Raw genomic sequence first — 24,498 nt, 5'->3', positions numbered from 1 at the left:
CCGCCGCAGCCGATGAGTCCCCTGCTTGTTTTCAAGGTCGCCACGCTGTTCGCGGTCACCGCGCTGGCCGAGATCGTCGGCTGCTGGGTGGTGCTGCTGTGGCGCAAGGACGGCGGCAGCCCGTGGCTCCTGGTGCCGGCCGCGGCCAGCCTGGCGCTGTTTGCCTGGTTGCTGACCCTGCATCCGGTCGCGTCGGGCCGGATCTATGCCGCGTACGGCGGCATCTACGTTGCGACCGCGCTGGCCTGGCTGGTCTGGGTGGACCGGGTGCCGCTCAATCGGATCGACCTGCTCGGCGGCGGGCTGATCCTGGCCGGGGCGCTGGTGATGATTGCCGGACACTGGCGCGCCTGAAGAACGACCGCGCGAATTGCGCGGCTTGCAACGAAAAATCGCGCGGCCGTGGCCAGACGACGAGGACTGACCACGACCACGCGACACGATCCCGCGACGTTGGACCGTCGCACGGTTCGTCAAGTGACGGATTACATCCCGTCGGTGTTGTTCTCGCCGTCGGCGGCCGCGTTGGCTTCCTCGGCGGCGTCCTGCGCCTGCTCGGCCGCGTCGGCAGCCTTTTCGGCGGCGTCGGACAGGTCGTCGCGGCGGGTCATTTCATCGCCGGTGCCGACCTGGCCCGCGATCTGCGCGGAGGCATCGGCTGCGGCGTCGGCCGCATCGGCAGCGGCCTGGGCCGAGTGGGCCGCAGCGCTGTCACCGGTGGCCGCAGCGTGCTGCGCGGCCTGCTGCGCTTCGGTGGCCGACTCGGCGGCTTCCTGGGCGGAATTGGCAGCCTGGTCGGTGTTGCTGCAGGCCGCGAGGGCCGTGGCGAAGCCGAGGGCAAGAAGGGTCTTGGCAGTATTCATGGACATCTCCGGATCTGACGCCTTGGTGCGCCGTGGCGGGCACGATGCACTCCGGCATGTCGCTGCGGCGCGAAGACGGCATACCCCCATCGTGCGGCATTCAGGTTCGGAGCACATTTGAATCGGGTAGCCGCAAATTCCGGGAGTGCGTTGCGACCGCAGGCGACGACTCTCAAGCACGGGGGCTCTGTCTGGACGAGGAGCTGGCCTATCGGCAACGGAGCATGGGCGCGCTCTATCAGGAATGGGCGGCCAAACTCGACTCAACGCAGCGCGGTGTCCTGCACGCTGAACATCGCACTTGGCAGCAGGAGACCGACCGGCTGTGTGGCCCGGCAGCCGGAGCCCCACCCGTCGGCCAGGTCTGCCGGCTGGAACGCATCATGGCGCGATACGACGTACTGAACCGCCGGCTATCAAACGCCACAGCGGGGCACTGGGCCGAGGATATGCCCGACGCCAATGGCACGCTGGAAATGCGACTGGGCGATGCCGTGATCACCATGCAATCGGATGGCTGTTCTGATCGCCTGCCAAGCAAACTGATCTGCAGCAACGCCCGGCTGAGCGTCTCGACTCCGACGCTGCACCGGCAGACGCTGTTGCTACCGGAAGTCTGGCTTCCAAGGGCACTCCCTACAGATCGCTACCCAGCTGAGACCGGGTTCCGCGGACCATCGCACGCGGGCTTCGCCGAGAGCTGGCATGGGATCATGCTGTCCGACGTCAATGCAGACGAGCACGAAGACTTGATGGTCTGGAGTGGTCCCGACGGCAGCTATGGCGACCCCTCGTACACCTATTACCTGTACGACCCGAAGACCCAACGACTGGTCGAGAACACCGCGCTGGCGGAGCTGATGGAAGGCCATTCCTTGTCGCGAATCGTCGATGGCCGCCTGTTCGCGTGGTACCGCAGCGGACCGTGCGATCGCGGCGAGAGAACGATAGAGGTGCGATACGGCGCTCCCAGGATCGTGGAGAGCACGAATTACAGTACTTGCGGCAAGGACGGTCCGGAGCTTGATGACGCCCGCGAGCAATCAGAATCGCAAAGAGAAGCGCGGTGAGTGATGGATACGGATACAGCGCGGCCTCCCCGATCACCCGGGAGCAAACGGTCCGACTGATCGTGCAGACCTGTCTGGAAGAAGGGGTCACGGACGAACGTCAGATCGCCTACGTCCTGGCGACCGCGGAGCACGAAAGCCGGAACTTTACCAGCCTCGAAGAAGACTATGGCCGCAAGCAGGCAGCGGTGAGAGGCTACAAGGGCGGTGAGCGAGAAGGCTATGGGAGCGGCGAGGAATACTTCGGCCGCGGTTAGGCACATCTCACCCACTATCAAAACTACCGGACGCGGCCTGGACGATTACATCACGGCGGACAATGCCGATTATCAAAACGCCCGCAGGATCGTCAACGGAACTGACCGGGCCGCAGATATCGCCGCGCTGGCGCGCGCACGGGAGCCGGATGTCGCCGATCTGGTGACCTCGGTCCAGCGCGACGGCGTCGACCTGACGCCGGTGCCTGCGACACGCGAGGCCGACGCACCCCTGCAGCGAGGCGACGCGAACGCGCGCGCGTTCGAGTTGCAGCAATACCTGTCGGCACTGAATATCACCCATGCAGCGGGCCGGCCCTTGTCTGCCGACGGCGACTTCGGGCCTTCGACCGAGCGGGCGGTGCTCAGCTACCAGGACATGGCAGGTATCGCTCCGCGGACCGGAACGGTGGATCAGGCCCTGTTCGACCAGATCCGGGGCGAGGTGCTGCGAGCCGATCCGAATTTCCGGCTCAAGACCATCATGGACCTGTACGGACCGCTGAACGACCGCGTGCTCGACCCCGGCGACCGCGGCGATGCGGTCGCCGACCTGCAGGAGCAACTGAGTGGGCTCGGCTACCGTGGAAGTGATGGGCAGTTCCTGCGCATCAGCCGTCGCTATGATGCGGATACGCAAGCTGCCGTTCGTCGGTTCCAAGGCGACGAGAACATCGTCCCCGAGAGCGGACTGGCGGATGAGCAGACCCGCGACGCGATCAATGCCCGCGCAGTGGAGCGCGACCTACCCGAAGCTGTCGAGGTGATCCGCCGAAGGGAGGAAGCTCAGAACGCACAACAGCCGCGACAAGAACCGGCACAGGAAGGAAACGGCCCGGTGGAAGATCGCCAAGGCATGCTCCAGCCCCAGACCGGCCCGTTCAATGACCCATTTGTGGACCGTTACCTCGCCGCCGTCATGGCCGGCGACAGCGATCTGGCCGACCGATCGCTGGACCAGCAACAAGCCTTGGAACAGCAGCAATTGGAAGAACGGCAGAGGGCCCAGCCGGGACCGGTCATGCAAATGTGACTCGCATGCACATGACAGAATCAAAGGAATACCACCATTCGATCCTGCTGCTTGTTCTTCTCGTCGGCTGTGCGGCGTTAGGTGCAGCGTGGGACAAACTTTGATTTAACGAACAAGGGGCAGCCGAAGGGCTGAGTGTTGGTGGCCCACCAGCAGCCACATTCAGTCCCCAAGAGCTTGTTGGGGAAGAAATTATCTCAAGCGGCCGGACGCAGTTACTCGCATCGTTACTCACATTCCCAGAAAGGGACTGGATTCGAAGCCTGACGATCGCTGTAAGTAGTTGAGCAATAGTCCCACGCTGTACAGGAAAGTACTATCCAGTCTTCTTCATCGCGCCGCGCTTGGGGCTCACCTCCATGGGCCGTGGGGACAATTGGACAGGGGACGTAGCCGATGGCCGCCACACAGAAGCCGGGACGCGATGGCGTCAAGTATTGGCGAGCCGTCGACGCCATTGAGGCGTTGGGCAGCGCGTCGCTGGCCGAGGTCGAGGAGTGGGACCTGTCGCACCACCCTCACGACCCGCTGGGCAACGCCCGCGCCGACCTGGAGCTGTTCACGGTCAACTCGCCCAGCCGAATCCACTACAACTACTCGCGCACGAACTGGCGAAGTGACCAGGATCACCCACACGACCGCTTGTTCAAGCTGGTCGATTCCGGCCCGCCGCGGCGCACCCGCTATGTGCAGTTCAATCCAGCGGACCACGGGCACGTGGACCTGAAAAAGGGTGGCGACGGAAAGTGGAAGGTCATGCCCCTAGTCATGGATGAGCAGGCGCAGGCGGAGGCAGATGCGCAAGCAGGGGCGTTCGCCGCTCCAGTGGACAGCGACCACGACGCCCGCGTGTGGGCAATGCGCGCCGTGGCCCAGCGCCGCGGCCAGCCGTTGTTCCGCGCGAAGCTGCTGGACGCCTACGGCGGTCGCTGCGCCATCACCGGGTGCTCGGCGCTTGAGGTGCTGGAAGCCGCGCACGTGCTGCCCTACAAGGGCACACATACCAACCGGGTAGATAACGGCCTACTGCTGCGCGCCGACCTCCACACGCTCTTTGATTGCCAACTACTGTGGATCACCCCCGTGCATACGGTGGCCTTGGCGCCGTCCCTGCTCACTACCGACTACGCCGCCTTGCAGGGCAAGGCGCTGGCCTTGCCCGCTTCACCGGTCCACCGCCCCAAGGCGGCTCACCTGGCCGATCACGCGGCGCGGTGCCAAGCTCGCCACTCGGGACCATAAGCCGATGCGACTCTTCGACCTGCTCAAGGTGTGGGAGCCCGCGTTTGACGCGCCGAAGGCCAAGGTCCACCTGGCGCGTTACAACGGCAACGAGCGGCCGCTGGACGTGTTCCTGGAAGGGAAATTTGACTTGTGGCAGCGCTGGCAGACCAAGCGCAACTTCCAGCGCGAGTTCGTCGTGTCGCTGGTCAACACGGGCTCCCCCACGCGCTGGCTCTACGCCGGGCTGTTTCGATCCCTCGGCTACGTGGAAGAGGCCGCCCCGAAGCCCCACTATTTCTACACCCTTGAGCGGGTGCCCGCCTGCGAGGAGTGGGTGGGTCGCCTCTATCTGGGAAGCGTCTACACCGAACGACATTCCTACCCCCGCGGCGAAACTTTGGCCGACGATCTCACGGTGGTCGAACTGCTGCCCGAGCGGCTGTCAATCGCCGACTTCCCCGGCTTCAAGGCAGCGAACCTCACCAAAGCGCAGCTAGACATAGTGGTGCGCAGCCAATCCGCCGCCTGGCGCGCAGCTCTTTCGTCGGTTAAGGGGGTCTACGTCATCACTGACACGGCCACCGGCCGGCTCTACGTCGGCAAGGCATCGGGCGCCGACGGCATCTGGGGCCGCTGGTGTGCGTACGCGGCAAACGGACACGGAGGGAACGTAGCCCTGCGCCAAGAGTTCGGCATCGAGGCAACCGACGAGCGCCGTCACGCCCTGCGCTTTGCCGTCTTGGAAATCGCAGACTTGTCGGCTACTGAGGCCGACCTTCGCGAACGAGAAAACCACTGGAAGTCCGTTCTTCTGTCGCGAGATCACGGCTTCAACCGGAACTGAAATAGGTTTGCACCGTCGAGCACTCCGGGCCATAAAGCGGGCAGGCACATCAAATAGCGGCAAAACCTCAGGAGCAGCTCCGTTCGAGTGAACTAGACTTGGCTTCATGAACGCCAACCAAGACAGCAGCCGTGTGTCGCGCTATGACTTCCAACGCACCGAGGACCTCGGGACCCTTCGCGACCTAATCGCAAATCTCAACGCTCAACACGCCAAGGCTAGCGGCGAACCCATTACGCCAAAGAGCCTCAAAAGAACACTTGTATTTATCAGCCAGGCCATTGGCATTGAAGTAGCCAGCGCAGATCAGGAGCTGCCCCTTTCGACGCTAAGAACGATCAAGATGTTCTACGTCGAGGACGCCAACTCCAATAGTAACGTCATCCGCCTACTCGCGCCGCCGAGCTCGAGTGACGGAGCGACGATGGAGTTCAGTACCGTCACCACTATTCCACGCGACAGAGACGCTTCTGCGCTCATCAGGTCCATGGTGCAGATCTTGTCTATCGATATTGATCCAGAGAAAATCAAGCTCTTCTCTCGGATGCTGGGCGACAAGAAACTACACACCACAGCCGAGAAGCTTCTGCTCCACGCTGAACATGCCAATGACCAGGTAACACATATCTTGACTGGCGAGCTTGCCGGGAATCACGAGAAGCTCGCCCGCGCCTACAGGACGCTCTCCGATTTGATGGACTCCATCCACATCAGGCGCACTGACGAATCAACCACCGCCGCGAGCGAATCCGCCTTCGTGTACTTGGAGACCTTGGCATTCCGTCATTTCGTACAGAAGTATCCGAGACATGCGGAAGAGATACGGATCAAGCACGACATCGGAGACTTCTACGAAGGCGCATCGAAGCTGTGTGCGCTTGTCAGTGAAGATCGCCATTCTGAATTGAGCCCCTTCGACCAGCAGTTCACACTCAATAACTTTCATCACTTGGTCCTCGGGTGGCCCAAAGAAGTCACATCCTTGGTCAAGGTAGCAACAGGATTCGAAACCACACCGAGACAACTTGAAGACCATATAATCAGAGCTAAAGCGTTACTGAGCTCGTATGCATATCGCTCACTCGACAGCACCGACGCAGACGCAAGCATTCTGTCTGTTTGTGACATCGTTGCGGCGCTTTGCTCATTCCGATACCAGCAGAAGGTCCGCACCGAGTACAAGCCCTATTGGCACGGACAAGTCGATCAAGGAAAGGACCCACAACGACTATTCGATAAAGGACTGAGAAAGAGCGATCCCCACCAGCACCAAGGTGTGCTCCAGATCTACCTGAACCGGTTCTACGAATTCCAGGCTGCATTCACGGGAACGACCGAAGTACATCAGGCATGGGTACAGTACCAAGGGTCACGCACGAAGGCGTATCTGCGCATCATCCAGCTCAACGACATCGTCGCCATGGTCACCGGCGTGATGGGTATTAATTTCCTCTGCCTGGATAAGGCTAAGGATATTGTTATCGATCACCTGCACTCGATCGGTAAATATTTACACCACAACCCATATGCTTATGGAGATGGAACCAATAGTCCGATGGCACAGAAAGATGACTGACTGATGCAGCGGATAGGGAGATGGAAGTGCACGCGCACTTACCGTTTCCCGCAGGAGCCCGACTAGAAGCGTGCGAACCCATCTCCAAGACAGCCGGCAGGAGCGATCCTGGCGGCTTTTTTCTGTCTACGGAGAAAGGGTGATATAACGATGGCAAGCTTCCACTACAGCATCAAGAGCGGCAAAAAGGGCAGCGCACGCAGACACGCTACCTACATCGAACGCCAAGGTGCGCATAGCACCCAAGAGGACTTAGTCCATTCCAGCTACGGGAACATGCCGGGGTGGGCTGAGGGCGATCCAACCCTATTCTGGAGCATGGCCGATCGCCATGAACGAGCCAATGGGGCGGCATACCGCGAGCATGAAATCGCCCTGCCCAACGAGTTGAACCAAGCGCAGCTGATCGACCTTACAGAGCAACTGGTTCGCAATCTGATCGGCAGCAAACCATACCAGTACGCGATCCATGCGCCCGACGGGAAACTGGGCGGAATCCAGAACCCACATGTGCACCTGATGTGCTCCGACAGGATCCCAGACGGAATCGACCGCTCGCCGGAACGATGGTTCGGCCGCTATAACACCGCCAAGCCGTGCGCTGGGGGATGCCGCAAGGGCAGTGGGGGCAAGAGCCCCATGGAGCTGCGTCAGCAGGTGAGCTGGTCGCCGACACCAAGAACCAGGTGCTCGCCCAGCACGGACATGAAGCCCGGGTCGACCATCGCAGCCTTCGGGACCAAGGCCTGCAACGGCGTGCAGAACGCCACTTGGGGCCGCGATTTATCGAGGGCATGGCACCAGCCGAGAGGGCGCGATATGCTGCATTTCGGACCGGGACCGCGGACGGCGGCACGGCCAGCTAGACAGTCCCGCGGCCGCCCGCTGAGGGGGCGACTCTGCGACAAAGTCGCGGAATCGCACGGGTTGCCTTCACCTTGGCAAGAAAAAGCCCCGGCACAGGGCCGGGGCGGTGTTTCCAGGGAGCGGCCTACAGAGGCATTGGCGTCTGACGAAGGAAGGCGTTGCACAAGCGCAGATAGGTCTTCTTGTCTCGTGCGCCTGTACAAATCCAGATCGCTCCTCGCGCACAGAGAACGTCCAGTGCAGCATTCAGTCGGCCGCGGTCGCGCACGGGGCCGCTACGCAACACATGGTTCTTCGGAACGTGGGTGTCCGAGTTCGGACCCAGCCAGATGCGCGATTGGAGGTAAGCCGCTACCGCCTGCGCATCGACCAGCTCCTGTGACGCCACGAACTGCGGTGAGAACAGGTACTTATACTCCTCGATGTGCCACTGGACGATCGCGAAGGCACGCTCAAGGGTGTCGAGCGTGATGTCCCCGGCTTCATTGCTGAAGTAATGCATGGTGGCTGCGAGCCGAGCGAGGATTTCCATCACCTTCGAGGCGAAGTCGTTGATGTCGTTGAGGTACTCGCCCTCACGCAGCATGCGCTCCGTCTGGCCCGCCAAGTCAACCCACCTCGCCTTCGCGTCGACCGTGAAGCCGACGCGCATCCGTTCGACCTGTCCCGATTCGATCATTTCTCGGTGCTGCTCCAACAGCTCCCGGATGCGCGCGTGGAACGCTGGCAGATACTCCCAGGTCGGCTCCTCACCGTTGACAATGCGATAGCCCATCGTCGATTTCGGCCAGCCGACCAAGTAGCGGGCCCAATGTCCGCTTCCCTTGGCGATCGTCCCAGCCTTCTCCAGGAATGCCTTCAGTGGCGCGTGCTGAGTCATGATGCTGATGGACACGCGCGGGTTCATCACCAGCAAGTGTTCGTCGTCGCCCCGATCGCGCGGCAAGACTTCGGGGGAGTCCCACAGACGGTTGAGCAACCCGATGTGGCGCATGGCGTCGCCCTTGAAAAGCATGTGGCCCTCGTCAGTAGTGATGGCGATCGACTCGCCATCGCCCTGCAAGGCCTCCCTGACAGCAGTGGCGGTAACGTCTTCGCGCAGGAAGTAGCGAAGGCGCGGCTCGGCCGGCTTGGTCAAAGCGTGGTCAAGTAGCTGTTTGTCCAAGTCGTTCGTAGGTTTGCCTTGGCTGGTAGCAGTGCTGATGGCGGAGCGCATCCCCTTCGCCTTCGCCTGCCACGATCCAATCTCAGCCTGATATCGCGCCATCGTCAGCTTGTAGGACGCCAGTGCGATAGTGTCTGCTTCGCGAAAAGGCGCCATCACAAGCGATGCTACGGTCGATTTGCGTTCACCCGATTCGGCCACGATCAACAGATTCTGCGAGACTGGTCGCACCTGACCCGTCGGCAGCTTCACGTCGATCAGCGCTTGGCAGGCCATGGACATCGCGTTGATAAGGCTCATTCCGACGAGTGCGTCAGGCGCCTGCACGTTACGGATAATTTCGTGCCCGGCATTACGCACGACTGCAAGAAACGCGTCCATGGGGTACATCGGCGGCAGCCGCGAGAACATCGCATTCATCACGCATCCTCCAGGGTTTCTGCACCGGCTGCGGCAACCAATGGTTGACTGCAGGCAGCGCATGTCACCGTGTCACCGGAAGCATTGCGACGGTCGCGCTCAGCGTTCAGCAACTTGCGGAACTGGGCGAGATTCAGCTCGTGCTTGTAGGCGGCATTGAACCGGTCCATCAGCTTGCGCTTGCGCAGTTTCTGCGCAATGCCCTGTTCGAACAGTGGATAGGCCTCTTTGAAGTCGATTTCGACCTTACTCCTGCCCCCAGTGAGTTCCTGCTGCAAGGCCAGCTCAAGCTCCTTCAGCGGGTTGCTCGCATCTGGCCAGGTTTCAGTGAGGATGCTCATGATCAGTTGCCCTCCTGCTGCGTGCGGAACTTGGAGGCGCGGCCTTCGATCCACGCGATCGCTTCGTGGGACCAGTAGAACTTGGGAGACCGGTCGCTGTCGTAGAGCGGGACGCCCTTCGGGAATTCCGGATCGGTCTTCATCAGCTCGTACGCCTTGCTCTTGCTGACCGAGAGCACCTTGAGAAGGTCCTTGAGGCGCAGGGTCGGGCTATCCGGCCAGCCGGTGGCAACCCCATCCGCACGCGCGGCTCCATGGGTAGGCTGGTTGCAGTCCGCGTTCGACGACGGACGGTTCGTGTGGTGTTCCATGTTGGATTCCTTTGATTTGGGTCGTGATAGGAAGGAATCCGGCCGGAGTTCCTGGCTGGAGGTGATCCAGCGGGGAGCATTTGGCCCCACGGCGAAACGGAAGCCCATGGAGAAAAAATCAAGGTTTTTGCAAACGTCACTGCCCCGTTACCAATCAACGCTGGCCACGGAACGATCGGCTGCGGAATCAAGCACATACGCGAACGGGGAGCCATTGCTCCCCGTTCCGTCACTGCCCACGCGATCCGTTCTCCGGCCGTGACGCAGTCGTGGTTGGCCCCACCCCAACCCCCATCCGCTACCAATCAGCAGAGGTCCGGGTCGATACGCTTCGTCACCCGTGGCGGCAGCTTGGCCGTCTCCGCCGCCAACCTGCCTAGAAGGTTGGCGTCGTCAGTTGGGTGCGAACGGTCTGCTTTGGAATCCGGGCGATTTGGCTACCGGAGCAGATGCGAGAGCCGCTCGGCCTCCTGTCAATGAAGCATCCGTGCGCTGCCGCTGGCAGCACCGGCAAACAGATAGGCGAACACGGCATCGCCCTTGCTCACCACCTCGTCTTCGGAATAGCCCATGTCGGCCATTCCGCTGCCCCACAGATGGTTCTCGATCTCGTGACGCAACTGCGCCTGCTTCGCGGCCATGTCGCGCAGGTGGCCCATCAGCAGATTGCGCTCCTCCAGCCTGGCCAGCAGCTCGACAGCCGCCTTCTTGACCGCCTCGTGATCCTTCCGGCTGAGTGACTTCTTCCGCAGCAGGTCGAACACGGCGAGCTGCTGCTCGGTCTCCAGGCCTTCCCGCTGGAAACGCCTGGCTTCCTCGTCCATCTCGTCATGGGTGGCAAACAGCTCCCCCATCACCTTCTGGATCTCGGCCTCATCCTTGTCGGTGTTGTACTCGGCCACGATGCGCTGGAACTTCTCGTACAGGTCGATCCGCGTCGGGTTCTCCAGCACCATGGCCTTCAGCCCTTCCTCGATCTTCTCCATGAGGTTCAGCGCGACCAGGTTCTTCTGCTTGATGTTCTGGAACTCCGCCCGCAACCGGTCGAAGTCGATGGTGCTCAGGTCGAACTGGGCAGGCGCCTTGCTGACCCCCTGCTCCAGGCCGATCCCAAGGTCCACCACATCATAGAAGCCCTGCAGCAGCCTGGTGATATCCGGCGACGTGCGTGCCGCCTGCAGCTTGTTGTAGATGGCGTTGAGGGCGCTCTCCTGCTCGTCATAGGCGAACAGGCCGGGATTCGGGAACAGGCCGCGATACTTGGCCGCAACGTCCTCCACGATCACCATAAAGGTCTTTCGCCGCTCATTGCTGGCCGCCAGCAGATCGCAGGCCTCCAGGATCTTCTCGCCCTTTTCCATGCCCTGGGCGTCGATCAGGTCCTGCAGCTCGAAGCCAAGGTCCGCCAGGAACTCGGCCGCATGCTCGATGCTCGCGGCATACTCGGCAATCCCTTCGGCGTCGTCTTCCAGATAGCCGGGGTCCTCGCCCTCACCGACTTCCAGCTTGCCGTCGCGGTCACCCTGGGCGAACGTCGCCAACGCCTTGCGCAGGCTCTTGATCATGCCGTTGTAGTCGATGATCAGGCCGTTGGCCTTGCCCCCGCCAACGCGGTTCACCCGGGCAATCGCCTGCATCAGGGTGTGTCCCTGCATCGGCTTGTCCAGGTACAGGGTGGCCAGTGACTTCACGTCGAAGCCGGTCAGCCACATCGCGCAGACGATGGCGACCCGGAACGGGTTCTCGGCCTTCTTGAACTCCTGCTCCAGGCTGCGCGAGGTCATCTTGGCCCGATGCGGCGCAATGTCGAGCGGCTCACCGCGGTGGTTGGTCCACTTCGTGAACTCCTCCACCTCGCCCTGCTCGCTGGACACCACCACGCAGAATTCGGTTTCGCGCATCCACTCCAGGCGTTCGCGCTTCTGCTGCAGGATCCGGGGCAAGGGGCGCTGCGGATACTTGGCGCTGAAGACCGACTCGTCGGCAACCAGCTCCTCTTCCAGCGTGTCGCCCAGCGCCTTCCACTTGTCGGCGATCAGGTCATACATCTTCACGCAGGTGATCTTGTCGATGCAGACCATCAGCGCCTTGCTGTTGCCACCGGCAACGGCATTGCGGCGCTGCGAGTAGTGCTTGACGAAATCCTCCGCCACCGCGTCCAGGCGCGTGGGCGAGGTGAAGATGGTGTATTCCCTGGCCAGCTTCCGGTAGAGCTTGTCTTCCTTCTCGTCCGTCCACGGGTCTTCCGCCGTGGAGTCGAGCATGGCTTCCTCGATGTAGCGGGTGATCTTCTCGTTCAGATCGTCGTCAACGATCTTCAGCTTCTCACCGTGGTTCTCATACTTCAGCGGCAGGGTCGCGCCATCAGCGACCGCACGCTGGAAGTCGTAGACAGAGACGTAGTCGCCAAACACTTCGCGGGTCAGCTGCTTCTCCGCCGCTTCGATCAGCGGCGTGCCGGTGAAGCCGATGAACTTGGCATTGGGCAATCCCTTGCGCATGTTCAGGGCCAGGCGTCCGTACTGGCTGCGATGCGCCTCGTCGCTGATGACGATGATGTCGTCGCGCTCCGAGTAGGGCTCCGTCACGTGCTCGCGGTACTTCTGGATCAGGGTGAAGACGTAGCTGCGGTTGCTGTCGCGGAGCATTGCCCGCAGGCTCGACCCGCTCTGGGCCTGATCATCCTTGGCGTTCGCGCGCCCGCAATGGGTATAGGTGCCGGCGATCTGGTCATCCAGCTCGCTGCGATCGGTGACGACGACAAAGGTGTAGCCCGCCGACACCCTGCGCCGGATTTTCTCGCTCAGGAATACGATGGAGTACGACTTGCCCGAGCCCTGGGTATGCCAGAACACGCCAAGCTGGCCCTTCGCCAGCTCGGCTTTCACCTTGTCATCGTCCGACTGCAGCCGTGCGATGACGCGATTCACGCCCAGATACTGGTGGTTGCGGGCCACGATCTTGGCGAGGGCACCTTCGCTGGCATCGAACAGGATGAAGTTCTCAATGATGTCCAGCAGCCGTGCCCTGTCCATCATTCCGCGCAGCAGCAGCGGAAGCTGCATCGCGCTCTTTCCAGGCTCCGGATCGTCCTCGTCCAGCCGCTTCCACTGGTAGTGATGCTCGGGCGTCGCCGTGATGCTGGCGTACTTGGCGATGTGGCCATTGGAGAACACCACGAACTGATTCCAGTGGAACAACTGCTCGACGCTGCCCTCGATGGCGGCCTGCTTGCCGGATTCGTCGGTGCCGCGATAGTCGCGGTAGTTCTTCTTATAGGCCTCGTTGTGGTCCACTTCGAAGCGCTTCAGCTCAACGAACACCAGCGGTAGGCCGTTGATGAAGCCCACCAGATCAGCGCGACGCAGGTAGTTTCTCCCGCGCACCCACAGCTCGCGCACGGCCTTGAAGCTGTTGTTGTCCGGATCGACGAAATCGACCAGCCGCAGGCGGCGTTCCACGGCTCGCCCGGCACCATCCTTGAACCGGACCAGCGCGCCGTTGCGCAACAGCTCGTACTTGTCCTGGTTGATGGCGACCAGGGTCTTGGCGTGATCGTGGGCGGTCGCCTGGTCGATGGCCTGCTGGTAGGCCTCTTCGGGCAGACCGGGATTGAGGCGCTCCAGCGCGGCGCGCAGGTCGGGCTTGAGCACCGTCTCGGTGAAGTTGTTACGTCCGGTGAGATGCGGCCTGTCCTCGGTCTCGGCCTGGGCATGGATCGACGACCAACCAAGCTCACCCAGGATTGCGGCGGCATCCTTCTGGATCATCCCGTCTTCGCTGTAATCCCCCCGTGCGTTCATCGCCTTACGCCTCGCTGAAGTCGAAGCCGCACTGGCGGTGATGGCGCAGCGTCAGCAGATGGATGCAGTCCTGATGGATGGCATACAGCGCCAGGTATTCTTCCAGAATGTACTCGCGCAGCTCGATGTCATCGCCCAACAGGTCGCGCACGGCTGTCCAGGCAGCGAGCACTTCGGGCGCTTCAGGGTTGTGGGCGATGAATTCGCGCCCGATGCGCGGCGTCTGAGCCAGGCGCTTGGGCAAGGCGTCATAGGCGTCGTCCAGCAGCTCCTGCGCCGCGGCATCCGCGCTAACGCCGATCAGGTACGCCACGGCCTCGTCCAGTCTGCGCTCGTAGGCCGCACCCAGGACGACCTGCATGCGTCAGGCGTCCGTCTTGCGTGCGGCCCTGGCCGCGTCCAGCCGGGCCTGCGACCGCGACCTGGCCTCCTCCACCGGGATCCCGGGCTTACCCGCGCGAACGTCCTGCAAACCGGCGGCCACGTCGTTCAGCAGGCCAAGCTGAAAGTTGGCCCGCGCTAGGGTTTCGCGCTCCAGCCGGTGGTAGTAGTCCAGCTTGCGAGCGTCCACCAGCGCCACGTAGCTCTCGCCGTTGCGGGTAATGATCTTTTCGTGGCCGGCGCGGACTTCATCGGCCAGCCGGGTCAGGTCGGCACGGGCCTTATTGAAGGGCACGATGTCCTGCGAGGTAATAGGCATGGCGAGCTCCGGGAGTTAGTACATGCAAACCTTAATGTATTCGTTGATGTATGGCAAATCCGTCCGCCGGGTTACGCCGCTTCTGGCTGCGGCAGCGGGAGCCCGGAGACGTACAGCTGTCCGCTCATCAGCTTGGGCAGGAGGGCGTCGCGGGCTTTGGCCAGCATGCTGTTCTGACTGGCCAGTTGCTCGATCTGAGTGAACGAGCCGCCCACCATCTCCGCGAACTGCGCCAGCAAACTCTGTGGCGGTAGCAGTACTGCAAGCTGTGAGAATGATTTCGTGTTCACGCGCTGACGACCGTCGGAACCCGACATGCTGCGAATCGCGTGCTCGCGAAAACTGTCCTCGCGTGTGATGCAGTAAACCCACCATGGATTGACCTTCGCATTGCGGAGAACGATGAACTCGGTCGACCCACTGGCAACCGCATCATCGCTTTCCAGAAACTGGACGAAACCAGTCTTTCCGTTCTCGATGCAAGGGGTGATACGCGCCAGCAAGGTGTCACCGTTCCTGAACTTCGCCCCGCCACTGATGACTCGCGACGAGCGCTCTCCAACCACCATTGACCTTTCGGACAATGCGGCCATCTCGACGAATGGGCGTTCGACACCCTTCTCGAACGGTGTTCTCGGATTGATCTGTACAACATCGGAGAAAGCAGTTCTTGTCCATCCTTCCGGCACGCCATCCACCACATTGACGGCCTCATGGCCGGGAAAGCGCAGGTGCACGAACCATTCGCGGTACAGGCGGCGGGCAGCTTCCTCCAGCAGGGCGATCCGGCGCTGGTTTGTCGCGATGAGATCGTCGTAGGCGAAAAGCACCTGAGCGACCTGTCTCTGTGTTTCGACATCCGGCACGCTCACCGGCATTTGATGCAGTGTGTTGCGATTCACGCCTGGAACCGCCCCGGCCGCGTTCTGAGACCCTAGCTCCAGAGTCATCAGCAAATATGCGGCAAAACGCGGATGATTTCCTTTGAAATCTTCCACATACAACGCCGTGTTCAGCGGCCAATAGTCGCCTTCAATGTAATGCACTTCGCCGAGTGTTCCGTATCGTCCCGTCACCACGCCCGGCCCGGCAACTTTGGCTACGTTGTGCCAGCCAGTGATGCCCGAGGACGACACGATTGGGATATCGCCAGAAGTTCGACTATTTTTCGGCAAGTCGTGGCCACGTTTCAGGCGAAGCACATCCCCTAACCGCATTGACTTCCAACTCACGCCAACAACTCCTCGAAGTTGGCGCTGATCGTCGCTGCAAGCTCTGAAGCCTTCTCGTTCAACTCCACCAGCTCGTCATGGATGATCCGCATCCGGTCGACGAACCCTTCCTCGTCATCCTCGGTGACAACCGCCACGCCGACATAGCGTCCCGGCGTGAGCGACCAGTCGTTCTGCTTGATGCGCTCGCGGGTGACGGCCGCGCACAGGCCCTGAACGTCCACGAACACGCCGTCGGGAAATCTCGAAAGCAACCAGTGCCCCTGGGCGATGAAGTAGCCGGATTGTTTGAGCGCCTCCAGCGCCAGGTCGCGAACCGTGGCCTCTTCGTTCCGATTTCGGTCGGCGGCCAGCAAGGCGCGCCTGGCCTCTCGGATGGCCTTGGCATCGAAGGCGTCGCTCTTGCGCCCGCGCAGTTCCTTCTCAGCCTTGTCCAGCAGCTTCAGCCATTGCTTGTGTCGGGCCTCAAGCTGCCGGGCCGTGGCCTTCAGTTGCGGCGCAAGGTCTTCCAGCGCGGCCTGCGCGACCTTCACGCTGGCAAGTTTGTCCGGCCGGGCCTTCGCAACGACCTTGCGTGCAAGCTTCACCGCCGCCTCAAGGTCTGCGACGGCTTGCCCGGTGTCCTTGCCGTCCTCCCGAGCCGCGTCCAGCTCTACCTTGAAGGCCTCCAGCGTTGTTTCATCGAGCCGGGCCTCGTCGTCAACGCCGTCATTGAGCTCGGCCAGCGTCGCGCCTTTGCCGAACACGGTCAGATTCCGGGCCAGCGCCTCGATTGCCGCCGTGTCGTCGGCCAGCCGCTGCGGCAGCTGCGCCAACCAGCCATCCGCTTGCTGCTGATGGCTGGCCACCAGCGCCGCAAACCTGTCGCCCTCCCCCCGATACAGCCACACCACCGCGTTGAGGTTGGCGAGCTGCTCCTCGGTGAAGACATGCGAACGCGCGGAGACGACCGTATAGACGTTGCGTGCATCCAGCATCAGCACCGTGTCCCTGCGCGACTCCGGCTTGCCCTTGTCGAAGAACCACAGCGTGCACGGCAGGCTGCGGGTGTAGAAGAACTTGTTGCCGATGGCGACCATCACGTCCACATCGCCGGTCCTGACCAGCTTCTCGCGGATCTCTTTGTCCTTGTTGCCGGCGTCCGATGCACTCGACGCCATCACGAACCCGGCGCGGCCGGTCGGGTTCAGATAGGAGTGGAAGTACTGGATCCACAGGCTGTTGGCATTGGAGATCGCCCCGGTCTTGGCGTTCAGGCCGGGCAGACCGAACGGCAAGCGGCTACCGAGCGCGACCTGGCTTTCGACCTTCTTGGTCTCCACGCCGTCCACGTTGAACGGCGGATTGGCCATGACGAAATCGCACTCGCCAATCAGCGGTTCAATCTGGTCGTAGAAGGTATTGCCCTGGCGGATGTTGCTGGCATCCAGTCCGTGCACCGCCAGGTTCATGCGCGCCAGCTTGGTGTTGGTGTCGCTCTTTTCCTGCCCGTGGAACACCACGCCGGAGTCCAGCGGATCCTGCCCGCGGCTCTCGATGAAATGGCCGGACTGCACGAACATGCCCGCCGACCCACAGGCCGGATCCAGCACGAGGCCGTGGTCGGGTTCGATGACGTTGACGATCATCCGCACAAGCGATGGCGGGGTGAAGAACTCACCGCCCTCCTGGGCGCCAGTCATGGCGAACTTGTTGAGGAAGTACTCGTAGATGCGCCCGAACACGTCGCCGGTCGCGTTGCGGATCGCCTCCCCGTCGAAGACCTTGATGAGCCGCGCCAGCAGGTCCGGTTCGAACGCGGGGAAGCCACGCGGCAGCGCGCCTCGCAGGACTTCATGCTCGGCTTCAATGCTGTCCATGGCCGCATCGATCGCTTCGCCGACTCCTGGGCCCGCCGGCAGGGCGGCGATGTGCTCGAAGCGCGCCGCCTCCGGCAGATAGATTGCGGCCTTGCCCTGGAAGCCGAGCTTGATGAGGGCTTCCCGCCGTGAAGCGGGAACCTTCGGGCCGATTCCGGCGGTGATCCCGGGCAGGTAGGCATTGAAGCGGTTGCTGGCGTGGCGCAGGAAGATCAGCCCCAGAACCGGCATCGAGTATTCGCTGGCGGTGAGCTTGGAGTTGGCGCGCAGGTCGTCTGCCGATTGCCACAGGTCGCTTTCGAGTTGCTGGATGTTCATGGGGTGTTCTGACCCTTGTCGACCTGCTGTAGCTGTGCGAGAAGTTCCTTCCAGAAGCCCTCTGCAATCCCGGCTTGCTCATCCTGCAAGCTCTCAATCTGCCATTGCAGCTCTTTTTCTCGTTCGATGATTTCGACTGCGGCCTCAGTCAATGCCGCGTTCAGCGCAAAGACCTTGAGCTTGCGCAGCGTACTGATGGACATCATGGGAATGGTCGCGCCGGTCTTGATGCCGTCGAGCACCTGCTGGCCCATCTTCGACCGCAACCACAAACCCAGGCCACGGAGGTCCACGCCGGGCTTTGCCCCCCGCAGGACCACGAACGACTGTCCGGCAATCCAGCCACCATCCCCGGGTGGCGGCACGTTGTCGGGCACGATGCCAATCTTTCCAACGGTGCCTTTCACGACCAACAGCAGATCATGCGGCCGCAGGAAGATATCCATTACATCGCCGGAACGCTTGGCGGCCAGTTGCACTCTGACACTCTTCTCGGGGGTCCGGATGTAGCCTGCGCTGGGAAGATCGACGGCCCCGACCTCGAGAACATCGACTCCTGCTGACACATCCACTCCGCGGTCCCTGTTGGGTATTGGAATGAGAATTCGGACCACATCTTCCAGTGTTTCGGTTGGCAGGGTTTCCAACCGCGCTTGCGCTTCACGCTGCTGGTCTGGAATGACGTAGCGACCGACATCCAGCGTGGCATCGTTGTCGAAAATGGCGTCCAGACTGACGACTTGCGTATACGAGTCCTCTTCTTGACGTCCAGCAGCCGCTTGGATATCAGACTCGACGCGCACCTGCCTGCAGAAGTCCAGAATGAGGCCAGTACTCTGCAGCGCAACCCGCCCCCTGCCCATCGACGCACGGAAGTGCGGCAACGATGCATCGACGAATCCAACGCGACGGTGGCGTGCCTGCGTGTTCAACACCAGCATGGATGTTCCCAGCCCGCTGGATTGGAAGATGCCATTGGGCAGCGCAATGACCGCCTCGACCCAGCCTTGCTTCAACAGGTATTCGCGAACGTCCCTGTCCTTGCCTGAGCTGAAGAGAAAGCCATTAGGTACAACGATGGCGGCAATGCCACGTGTCTGCGCTGCAATGTGCTGCACCATCAGACCTGTCACGCTGGCCTTGACCACAGGAAAGCGGCTGTAGATGTCCTGCATCACCACGTCATCGACGCCGCCGGCCATGCCCATTGGTGGAATCGAAAGAGTTGCGTCAAATCTTTCCAGGTGTCCGCCATGAACTGCTGCAGGCGCACGCAGCGGATCGTTTGACGCAACGTCTGTAGGCGCTTCACGAAACAGGGCCAGCAATGCCGCAACTTGCGATCCGAGATGTGCTTCAGCGTGGACGCGCAGGTCAGGCTGATCCATCAGCACCCCGACAAGCTGGCCGCTAGTCTCCCAAGGCAAGTAGGCCGCACGCGTAGTCTCACCGACCGCTATATCTTTCATCAGACGCGCCAGCTCGACGGGCACATCGAAACCCTCGAAAGTGCCACCGACCAGGTCACCGGCGACATCGACCGGCGAGAACCTCTCGAATACACCGCCGTCGACCAGATACTTCACCGTTCTCAGCGCAGCGAAGACCGCATCATTCGCCTGCTCGACGTATCGATTGGCATTGAAAAACGCCATTCCGAGCGCGCCGGGTTGCCAGAACAGTTTCTTCAGAACGCTCAACAGCCCCTCGACGCCTCCCTGAGCCACGGCGGTATCCAGCGTGACACTGGGCTCAAGCCTGTCCTTTGCCGACAGATGCGCCCACGTGAGCAACTGGAACGCCAGCAACTTGGACTCGTCGACGCTGAGAGAGGTGCTGCGGAAGTGCTCCATCACCTGGAACAGGACCTGTCCGGCATTGTCCTTGGACATGGTCACTGGCTCCTGCCCGCATAGTTGTACGTGGTGATCTGAGCATCGCCCTCGGCAACGACCACCAAGCCGCCCTTGTCCACGATCTTCATCAGGGTGCGAAGCGCTTCGCGAAGCTGCTCCGACTTCTTGCGGCTCAGGACCACCTTGCTGCCCTCGTTGTCGCCGTACCCCAAAACCAGATCGATCATCGCCTGGCTGATGCCCCGCTGGCCCATCCGCTGCTGAAAGTGCTTCGTCTTATGCATTTGCAGTGCCCTCCGCTGTTGAGCGTAGGTTGCACCGATGCACGACGCAGTGCAATGACTTTGATGCAGTAATTGTCTAATGCTGTTCTCTAGGTTTATTGTTTGTTCAGCTTCGCCGCTAGGCTGGCCTGACCCAGCACTCTATGCCATTGAAAAGAATGAGAAAGAGGCAGAGGCCGTCCGCGCTCTCCTTCTAGCCGCGCGGAAACGGCCCCATTGCCACTGCCGCCGCAACTGCCGCCGCAGGTGTGAAGCCCGACGGCGGCAGCGGCAGGACCTCGCATTCCCCGATGGGGGCGGGCAGTTTCCGGATGACCCGGGCACTCTCCAGCCGGTCAATGAAGTCGTTGACGGCGGAGTAGAAGTTCGGAATCCGATCATTTTCCTCGTCGGTGAACACCCAGTAGGCCAACTGCCTCTTGGGAAATCCCGCGCGTTGGGCCTCGGCTCGGTTGGCGTACTGGGTGACGAAGAGTCTGTACAGGGCCCGCTCCGGATGGAAGCTCCTGCGCACCCAGGCAGCAACATCCTTCTGGTTGAAGCGATCACCGGGAGGCCGCTGTGCCACAAAATGATCATGGGCCAGAAGCTGCCACAGAGCTGGATCAACCCCGAAGATCCAGGCATCTACATGGGCGCGCAGGCAGGCGGAGCGGACCGCCGCCGGCACGGATTCCAGGAGTTTGCTGACCCGCTCTTCCGCGCTGATCTGATACTCGCGCAGGATCCGGTCGACTCGCTCGGGCGAGGTTAGCTCGAGGAGATGCTCCAGATCTTCGGCGTGCATTGCACGCTTCAGCCGGCGCACATAGGCCTTCCGGCCCGCCTTGTCCTTTGTCTCTTGAGCCTCGCGCTCTTGGCGTGCTTGGGCAGCCTTGATCATGTCGTTCCGTAGTTGGGCGATCTCACGGTTCCTCGCCGCAACCTGCTCGTCCAGCTCCTGCTTGGACGCCTGCCACTCCACAACCGCCTCGGGGCACGAGATCCAGCTGCGATTGGCAGCGTCATCCAGCACCGCATGCTGGAAGGCCGTCGGGTCGTGGGGAATGTCCCGGGGCAGCTGGGAAAGGTCTATCTCGATCATCCTCCGACCGTGTGCCTGGACCCGCGCCGCCTTGACGTCGCCAACGGCATGGGTCACACGGATTTCAATCAGGAGCTCGCCAGCCTCATCCCGGCCAACGACGTCGGGCTTGTAGCTTCCAAACGATCGCTCGATCTCGACATCGCGCAGCTGCATGCTGTGGGCCGGGTGGTCGACTTGGCGTCCCCAGTGGAGCCGCCCATCGTCGTCACGCGCATGCGGCGGGTTGGGCATGTCGATCAGGTCACCGAGCCAGGCCGGGATCGTCAGCCGCTGATGGTCGGCGATCAGCTGCTTGGCCCGCTCGTGGATGCCGGTCTCGCGACCGGTGTGGCAGCCAGTGTCTGTCAGGTGGGCGAAGTGCGGACGCTTGCGCCGGCTCTCCTGGGCTTTAGCCGCCAAGGGCGCATGGCACCCCGGACAGATGCAGCCGCAGGCCTTGCCCTTGGGCACCTCGTTCGGTGCCCAGACTCGGCCCTCTTTCAGACCAAAGGGGACGCGAAACCCGCCGCGTCTAGCCAGTGGATTGCCCGACGGATTGCGAAGTGTGAACCGCTCTGGGATGGTGTCCATGATGCTTTCCTTGATCGGAGGGAAAGCAAAAATTCGCGGCAAGCCATGGACGCAAACAGATCCAAACCCGCCCAAACGGGTAATCCACAGGTTGAATCCCTCCAATTGGCGCTTGAGTGGCTGGATCGGGAGGGCGGCCAACAGCGCAACGCCCGGGTCCTCCGGGAGGTCATCGACACGACCCTGACCGCCATCTCGCGTGGTGAATCGCCCCCTGAGACGGACACCACGACACTTCGAGCGCTCTTTCAGCGACTCGAAGGGGCGGGAGATGGCGCCTCAAAGGTGTTTCGGGCGACCGAGCTGGGCAACTGGTGGGACTCGCGACAGGAGCAGCTCCGACAGCGGTGCGCCCAGGCTGGCTGCGCCCTGACCCCCAACCTCGTGGTCAAGAAGGGCGGCGGCCGTGGCCTACCCTCCCGGCTGTCCTTCGAGTTTCGCCCGACGCTTGAGGCTGAGCCGGAGGAGGACATCGCGACGCCCGAGGTCGATCCGACCTTGGTCCGCTACCAGATGGATCCAGTCAGGCCTGCGTTGTGGCTCAGGCTGGTAGTGGGCAGCCGGCCGTTCCCGGTGCAGTCCTGGCGCGGCTACGTGCTCATCGGCAGCGCCGCCATGAACATGGTGCTGATTGGACTCGCCTGGTTCTGGCTATTTTCCTCATGGAGCCGCGGCGCCCCTGTAACCGCCGCAACACTGGCTCAGCTCGGTTTGGCGATGCTGGTGACAGCCGGACTCTGGTGGTTGTCGCGGCCGGTATTCCATCTGCCCACACAGCGGGTCACGATGGCAGGGCCTTCATTCCTGGCGCTGAGCGAGCTCTACGGCCAGCTTCGCACCATGCCGGCACCAGGCCGAAAGCTGAAATCTCGAGAGTTCGCCGTCGTGCGCCACTGGGGCACTTGCACGATCTGCTCAGCCGAGGTGGATCTGGACTTCGGGAGGGCTGCCTTTCCAGACCGTCTGGTTGGTCGCTGCCATGATGCGCCGCTGGAGCATGTGTTCTCGTTCGACCCGGTGCGGCTTGTGGGGGAGCCGCTAGTCGCAACAATGCACGACGAGGCCGGCAAGCCTGCGCGGGGCTAAACCTCAATGATCATCAACTAGGATAGCGTGCGCGACGCGCTTCACATGCCGATTTGCCATCACTTTCAACCAGGGGGAAAAAGTGAACGTAAACGTATACCTGCGGGAAAGTCTGCCCGGGCTGGGCAGCAATATGCACGTCGCGCCAAAAATCCCAGAAAAGAAACTCAACAATGCCATCGCGGCATACGGCTTCTCTGGTTCACCCGGCGCAGTTATTGCTGTTTATGACAATACGCTTTTTGGTAGCGCCAAGGAGGGGTTTCTTATCACGGGTGAACACTTCTACTTTCGCGACCTAGGAAAGCAGCACTCCACCACGTGGGCTGAGGTCAAGAGCATTCAAAGCGCAGAGATTATCGTCGACGTAGAGAAGAACAAAAAAAAGAAAATCATAACGATCGAAAGGCACGACGACAGCCAGATTACGATTGATCTATTAATTGACCCAATCCACGACCGACTGGTCGCTGTTCTGGAGAAGGTCATTGGGACCGGCGTTGCCCACGGCGAAGAAGAGCAAAGCGTACCTGTCGAGAGGATGCATGAGCAGCTCAAGGTCGCCTACGGCAAGGTTGTGGTCAACATGGCCTATGAGAACGACAATCAGGTCGATGACGCTGAGCTTGCCGAAATCCTACTTCTAATGACTCGTCTTGGGCTCGGCAGCGAGTCGCGTGTTGATCTCCGTGCCTATCTGTCTGACCCCGCCAGCATCGAGTCAACTGAGGCGCTGATCGCACGTATCGATGAGTACGCGCCATCCGGGCAGATCAAGAGCATTCATGTCTCCTTGGTCAAGGACCTGTTGAACGTGCATCTGGCCACGGAAGGCAATGACCTCGCTAATTTCGAGTTTCTAAACAAGCATCGTGAGGCGTTCGATGTCACGGATGAACAAGTCAATTTGACACTCGATGCCATCAAGGTAGATCGACAGCTTTTGAGCGAACATGTAACAGATGATCAAATGACGGCCATGCTGAAAGGTGTGGCAGCGAAAGCAGCCAGCGTGGGCGTGCCGATGGCCGCCGTATACCTTACTGGCTCGGTCGTGGGGATGTCGGCTCCAGGCATCACCAGCGGCCTTGCGACACTCGGCATGGGCGGAGTACTGGGAATGTCCGGCATGGTGACCGGCATAGGTGTCGTCGTTCTGCTTGGCGTTGGTGCCTATGCAGGCATGAACAGGTTCACAGGTGCTGATGAGATTGCAAAGTCCAAGCGTCGTGAGCTGATGCTGACAGAGGTGGTGAAGCAAACGCAGAAGACCATATCGGATTTCATGGAGGACATGAGCTATGTCGTCAAGAAGCTCAATGGACTCATTCAGCAGGACAATGTGAAAGGTGATGAGATCCTTCATCTGTCCGGGCTTCTAACTCAGCTTTCCGGCGCCGGCCAGGTCCTGACTGATCGAAGCGAATCAGCACAGGGCGGAATCTCTAGAATTCATTGCGCCAAGAAGCTCGATAAGGAGAGGCTGGCTCAGTTGACGCGCGAACCCACCAAGCGAGACTTCCATGATTATATTTTTGACCACTATGAGCTCCATGTGGTCGAGGTTGATGGAGCTGGTGATCGTGCGCCAACAAAGAAGGAGGAGTACCTGCTGAAAGACGGGTTGGATGCGCGACAACTGGAAGACCTGGCTGAGGCCTTTGAGGCGGTCGGCTACTACAAGGTCGGCAGCGTGGTGTCGGGCAAGCTGTCCAGCTTGTTTAAGTGAACT

At 61.3% G+C, this 24,498-nt stretch carries 22 protein-coding genes and 1 pseudogene; 11 read left to right on the top strand and 12 right to left on the bottom strand.

Annotation, left to right across the window (positions count from 1 at the left end; genetic code table 11):
* Positions 1-12 precede the first annotated feature (12 nt).
* Positions 13-354, top strand: coding sequence for a YnfA family protein (locus ACW5E8_RS11105; RefSeq protein ID WP_456965582.1), 342 nt, complete (start codon positions 13-15; stop codon positions 352-354).
* Between the two features lie 131 nt (positions 355-485).
* On the opposite strand, the gene ACW5E8_RS11100 is transcribed toward ACW5E8_RS11105, so the two are convergent.
* Positions 486-863 carry a hypothetical protein gene (locus ACW5E8_RS11100; RefSeq protein WP_456965581.1) on the bottom strand — a complete coding sequence of 126 codons (378 nt, stop codon included), beginning with the start codon at positions 861-863 and terminating at the stop codon, positions 486-488.
* A gap of 44 nt (positions 864-907) precedes the next feature.
* Here ACW5E8_RS11100 and ACW5E8_RS11095 point away from each other — a divergent pair, with 44 nt between their 5' ends.
* The 8 genes and pseudogenes from ACW5E8_RS11095 (at position 908) to ACW5E8_RS11060 (ending at position 7,733) form a co-directional block, all read left to right on the top strand.
* Positions 908-1,933, top strand: coding sequence for an XAC2610-related protein (locus ACW5E8_RS11095; RefSeq protein WP_456965580.1), 1,026 nt, complete (start codon positions 908-910; stop codon positions 1,931-1,933).
* The gene (locus tag ACW5E8_RS11090; RefSeq protein ID WP_456965579.1) at positions 1,930-2,190 is read left to right on the top strand and encodes a hypothetical protein; all 261 of its coding nucleotides are present in this window, start codon (positions 1,930-1,932) and stop codon (positions 2,188-2,190) included. The genes ACW5E8_RS11095 and ACW5E8_RS11090 overlap by 4 nt, the downstream gene beginning before the upstream one ends.
* Complete coding sequence (locus ACW5E8_RS11085) at positions 2,141-3,223, top strand: peptidoglycan-binding domain-containing protein (RefSeq protein ID WP_456965578.1); 1,083 nt, start codon at positions 2,141-2,143, stop codon at positions 3,221-3,223. The genes ACW5E8_RS11090 and ACW5E8_RS11085 overlap by 50 nt, the downstream gene beginning before the upstream one ends.
* Positions 3,224-3,619: 396 nt before the next feature.
* Entirely contained in the window at positions 3,620-4,465 is an 846-nt protein-coding gene (locus ACW5E8_RS11080; protein ID WP_456965577.1) for an HNH endonuclease, read from the top strand.
* Between the two features lie 4 nt (positions 4,466-4,469).
* Complete coding sequence (locus tag ACW5E8_RS11075; RefSeq protein ID WP_456965576.1) at positions 4,470-5,291, top strand: GIY-YIG nuclease family protein; 822 nt, start codon at positions 4,470-4,472, stop codon at positions 5,289-5,291.
* Between the two features lie 106 nt (positions 5,292-5,397).
* Positions 5,398-6,867: a hypothetical protein gene (locus tag ACW5E8_RS11070; RefSeq protein WP_456965575.1), complete on the top strand. Its 1,470-nt coding sequence runs from the start codon at positions 5,398-5,400 to the stop codon at positions 6,865-6,867.
* Positions 6,868-7,017: 150 nt separating this feature from the next.
* Positions 7,018-7,344, top strand: a pseudogene (locus tag ACW5E8_RS11065) (MobA/MobL family protein); the annotation flags it as partial.
* Positions 7,345-7,475: 131 nt separating this feature from the next.
* The gene (locus ACW5E8_RS11060; protein ID WP_456965574.1) at positions 7,476-7,733 is read left to right on the top strand and encodes a MobA/MobL family protein; all 258 of its coding nucleotides are present in this window, start codon (positions 7,476-7,478) and stop codon (positions 7,731-7,733) included.
* Positions 7,734-7,858: 125 nt separating this feature from the next.
* Here ACW5E8_RS11060 and ACW5E8_RS11055 read toward each other — a convergent pair whose 3' ends face one another.
* From ACW5E8_RS11055 to ACW5E8_RS11005, 11 genes are all read right to left on the bottom strand, one after another.
* A complete protein-coding gene (locus ACW5E8_RS11055) occupies positions 7,859-9,319 on the bottom strand; it encodes a YfjI family protein (RefSeq protein WP_456965573.1) in 1,461 nt (486 codons plus the stop codon).
* The gene (locus ACW5E8_RS11050; RefSeq protein WP_456965572.1) at positions 9,319-9,660 is read right to left on the bottom strand and encodes a hypothetical protein; all 342 of its coding nucleotides are present in this window, start codon (positions 9,658-9,660) and stop codon (positions 9,319-9,321) included. The genes ACW5E8_RS11055 and ACW5E8_RS11050 overlap by 1 nt, the downstream gene beginning before the upstream one ends.
* A 2-nt stretch (positions 9,661-9,662) precedes the next feature.
* Positions 9,663-9,971 carry a helix-turn-helix transcriptional regulator gene (locus tag ACW5E8_RS11045; protein ID WP_456965571.1) on the bottom strand — a complete coding sequence of 103 codons (309 nt, stop codon included), beginning with the start codon at positions 9,969-9,971 and terminating at the stop codon, positions 9,663-9,665.
* Between the two features lie 473 nt (positions 9,972-10,444).
* Positions 10,445-13,774, bottom strand: a complete 3,330-nt coding sequence (locus ACW5E8_RS11040) for a type I restriction endonuclease subunit R (protein WP_456965570.1) — start codon at positions 13,772-13,774, stop codon at positions 10,445-10,447.
* A 4-nt stretch (positions 13,775-13,778) separates the two neighbouring features.
* Positions 13,779-14,135, bottom strand: coding sequence for a type II toxin-antitoxin system RelE/ParE family toxin (locus ACW5E8_RS11035; RefSeq protein WP_153854602.1), 357 nt, complete (start codon positions 14,133-14,135; stop codon positions 13,779-13,781).
* 3 nt (positions 14,136-14,138) lie between these two features.
* On the bottom strand, positions 14,139-14,474 hold the full coding sequence (locus ACW5E8_RS11030; protein WP_153854603.1) for a type II toxin-antitoxin system Phd/YefM family antitoxin: 336 nt from the start codon (positions 14,472-14,474) through the stop codon (positions 14,139-14,141).
* A gap of 71 nt (positions 14,475-14,545) precedes the next feature.
* Positions 14,546-15,706: a restriction endonuclease subunit S gene (locus tag ACW5E8_RS11025; protein ID WP_456965568.1), complete on the bottom strand. Its 1,161-nt coding sequence runs from the start codon at positions 15,704-15,706 to the stop codon at positions 14,546-14,548.
* Entirely contained in the window at positions 15,703-17,883 is a 2,181-nt protein-coding gene (locus tag ACW5E8_RS11020; protein WP_456965567.1) for an N-6 DNA methylase, read from the bottom strand. Before ACW5E8_RS11020 ends, ACW5E8_RS11025 begins: the two co-directional genes overlap by 4 nt.
* Entirely contained in the window at positions 17,880-19,775 is a 1,896-nt protein-coding gene (locus ACW5E8_RS11015) for an N-6 DNA methylase (protein ID WP_456965566.1), read from the bottom strand. Before ACW5E8_RS11015 ends, ACW5E8_RS11020 begins: the two co-directional genes overlap by 4 nt.
* A 2-nt stretch (positions 19,776-19,777) precedes the next feature.
* Positions 19,778-20,023, bottom strand: a complete 246-nt coding sequence (locus ACW5E8_RS11010; protein WP_130535620.1) for a DUF4258 domain-containing protein — start codon at positions 20,021-20,023, stop codon at positions 19,778-19,780.
* A gap of 193 nt (positions 20,024-20,216) precedes the next feature.
* The gene (locus tag ACW5E8_RS11005) at positions 20,217-21,680 is read right to left on the bottom strand and encodes a hypothetical protein (RefSeq protein WP_456965565.1); all 1,464 of its coding nucleotides are present in this window, start codon (positions 21,678-21,680) and stop codon (positions 20,217-20,219) included.
* A gap of 45 nt (positions 21,681-21,725) precedes the next feature.
* On the opposite strand from ACW5E8_RS11005, the gene ACW5E8_RS11000 reads away from it, so the two are divergent.
* Positions 21,726-22,766, top strand: coding sequence for a hypothetical protein (locus tag ACW5E8_RS11000; protein WP_456965564.1), 1,041 nt, complete (start codon positions 21,726-21,728; stop codon positions 22,764-22,766).
* A gap of 82 nt (positions 22,767-22,848) precedes the next feature.
* Complete coding sequence (locus tag ACW5E8_RS10995) at positions 22,849-24,495, top strand: hypothetical protein (protein ID WP_456965563.1); 1,647 nt, start codon at positions 22,849-22,851, stop codon at positions 24,493-24,495.
* Positions 24,496-24,498: the final 3 nt, after the last annotated feature.

This window comes from Luteimonas sp. A649 (assembly GCF_054072735.1).
This window is presented reverse-complemented; position numbering and strand designations above follow the sequence as displayed.

What these genes read in the sequence shown, in the direction of transcription:
- ACW5E8_RS11105 (WP_456965582.1), top strand. Translation starts at nt 13, where the DNA reads ATGAGTCCCCTGCTTGTTTTCAAGGTCGCCACGCTGTTCGCGGTCACC.
- ACW5E8_RS11100 (WP_456965581.1), bottom strand. Translation starts at nt 863, where the DNA reads ATGAATACTGCCAAGACCCTTCTTGCCCTCGGCTTCGCCACGGCCCTC.
- ACW5E8_RS11095 (WP_456965580.1), top strand. Translation starts at nt 908, where the DNA reads ATGCACTCCGGCATGTCGCTGCGGCGCGAAGACGGCATACCCCCATCG.
- ACW5E8_RS11080 (WP_456965577.1), top strand. Translation starts at nt 3,620, where the DNA reads ATGGCCGCCACACAGAAGCCGGGACGCGATGGCGTCAAGTATTGGCGA.
- ACW5E8_RS11075 (WP_456965576.1), top strand. Translation starts at nt 4,470, where the DNA reads ATGCGACTCTTCGACCTGCTCAAGGTGTGGGAGCCCGCGTTTGACGCG.
- ACW5E8_RS11070 (WP_456965575.1), top strand. Translation starts at nt 5,398, where the DNA reads ATGAACGCCAACCAAGACAGCAGCCGTGTGTCGCGCTATGACTTCCAA.
- ACW5E8_RS11060 (WP_456965574.1), top strand. Translation starts at nt 7,476, where the DNA reads ATGCCGCAAGGGCAGTGGGGGCAAGAGCCCCATGGAGCTGCGTCAGCA.
- ACW5E8_RS11055 (WP_456965573.1), bottom strand. Translation starts at nt 9,319, where the DNA reads ATGAATGCGATGTTCTCGCGGCTGCCGCCGATGTACCCCATGGACGCG.
- ACW5E8_RS11050 (WP_456965572.1), bottom strand. Translation starts at nt 9,660, where the DNA reads ATGAGCATCCTCACTGAAACCTGGCCAGATGCGAGCAACCCGCTGAAG.
- ACW5E8_RS11045 (WP_456965571.1), bottom strand. Translation starts at nt 9,971, where the DNA reads ATGGAACACCACACGAACCGTCCGTCGTCGAACGCGGACTGCAACCAG.
- ACW5E8_RS11040 (WP_456965570.1), bottom strand. Translation starts at nt 13,774, where the DNA reads ATGAACGCACGGGGGGATTACAGCGAAGACGGGATGATCCAGAAGGAT.
- ACW5E8_RS11035 (WP_153854602.1), bottom strand. Translation starts at nt 14,135, where the DNA reads ATGCAGGTCGTCCTGGGTGCGGCCTACGAGCGCAGACTGGACGAGGCC.
- ACW5E8_RS11030 (WP_153854603.1), bottom strand. Translation starts at nt 14,474, where the DNA reads ATGCCTATTACCTCGCAGGACATCGTGCCCTTCAATAAGGCCCGTGCC.
- ACW5E8_RS11020 (WP_456965567.1), bottom strand. Translation starts at nt 17,883, where the DNA reads ATGAACATCCAGCAACTCGAAAGCGACCTGTGGCAATCGGCAGACGAC.
- ACW5E8_RS11015 (WP_456965566.1), bottom strand. Translation starts at nt 19,775, where the DNA reads ATGTCCAAGGACAATGCCGGACAGGTCCTGTTCCAGGTGATGGAGCAC.
- ACW5E8_RS11010 (WP_130535620.1), bottom strand. Translation starts at nt 20,023, where the DNA reads ATGCATAAGACGAAGCACTTTCAGCAGCGGATGGGCCAGCGGGGCATC.
- ACW5E8_RS11005 (WP_456965565.1), bottom strand. Translation starts at nt 21,680, where the DNA reads ATGGACACCATCCCAGAGCGGTTCACACTTCGCAATCCGTCGGGCAAT.
- ACW5E8_RS11000 (WP_456965564.1), top strand. Translation starts at nt 21,726, where the DNA reads ATGGACGCAAACAGATCCAAACCCGCCCAAACGGGTAATCCACAGGTT.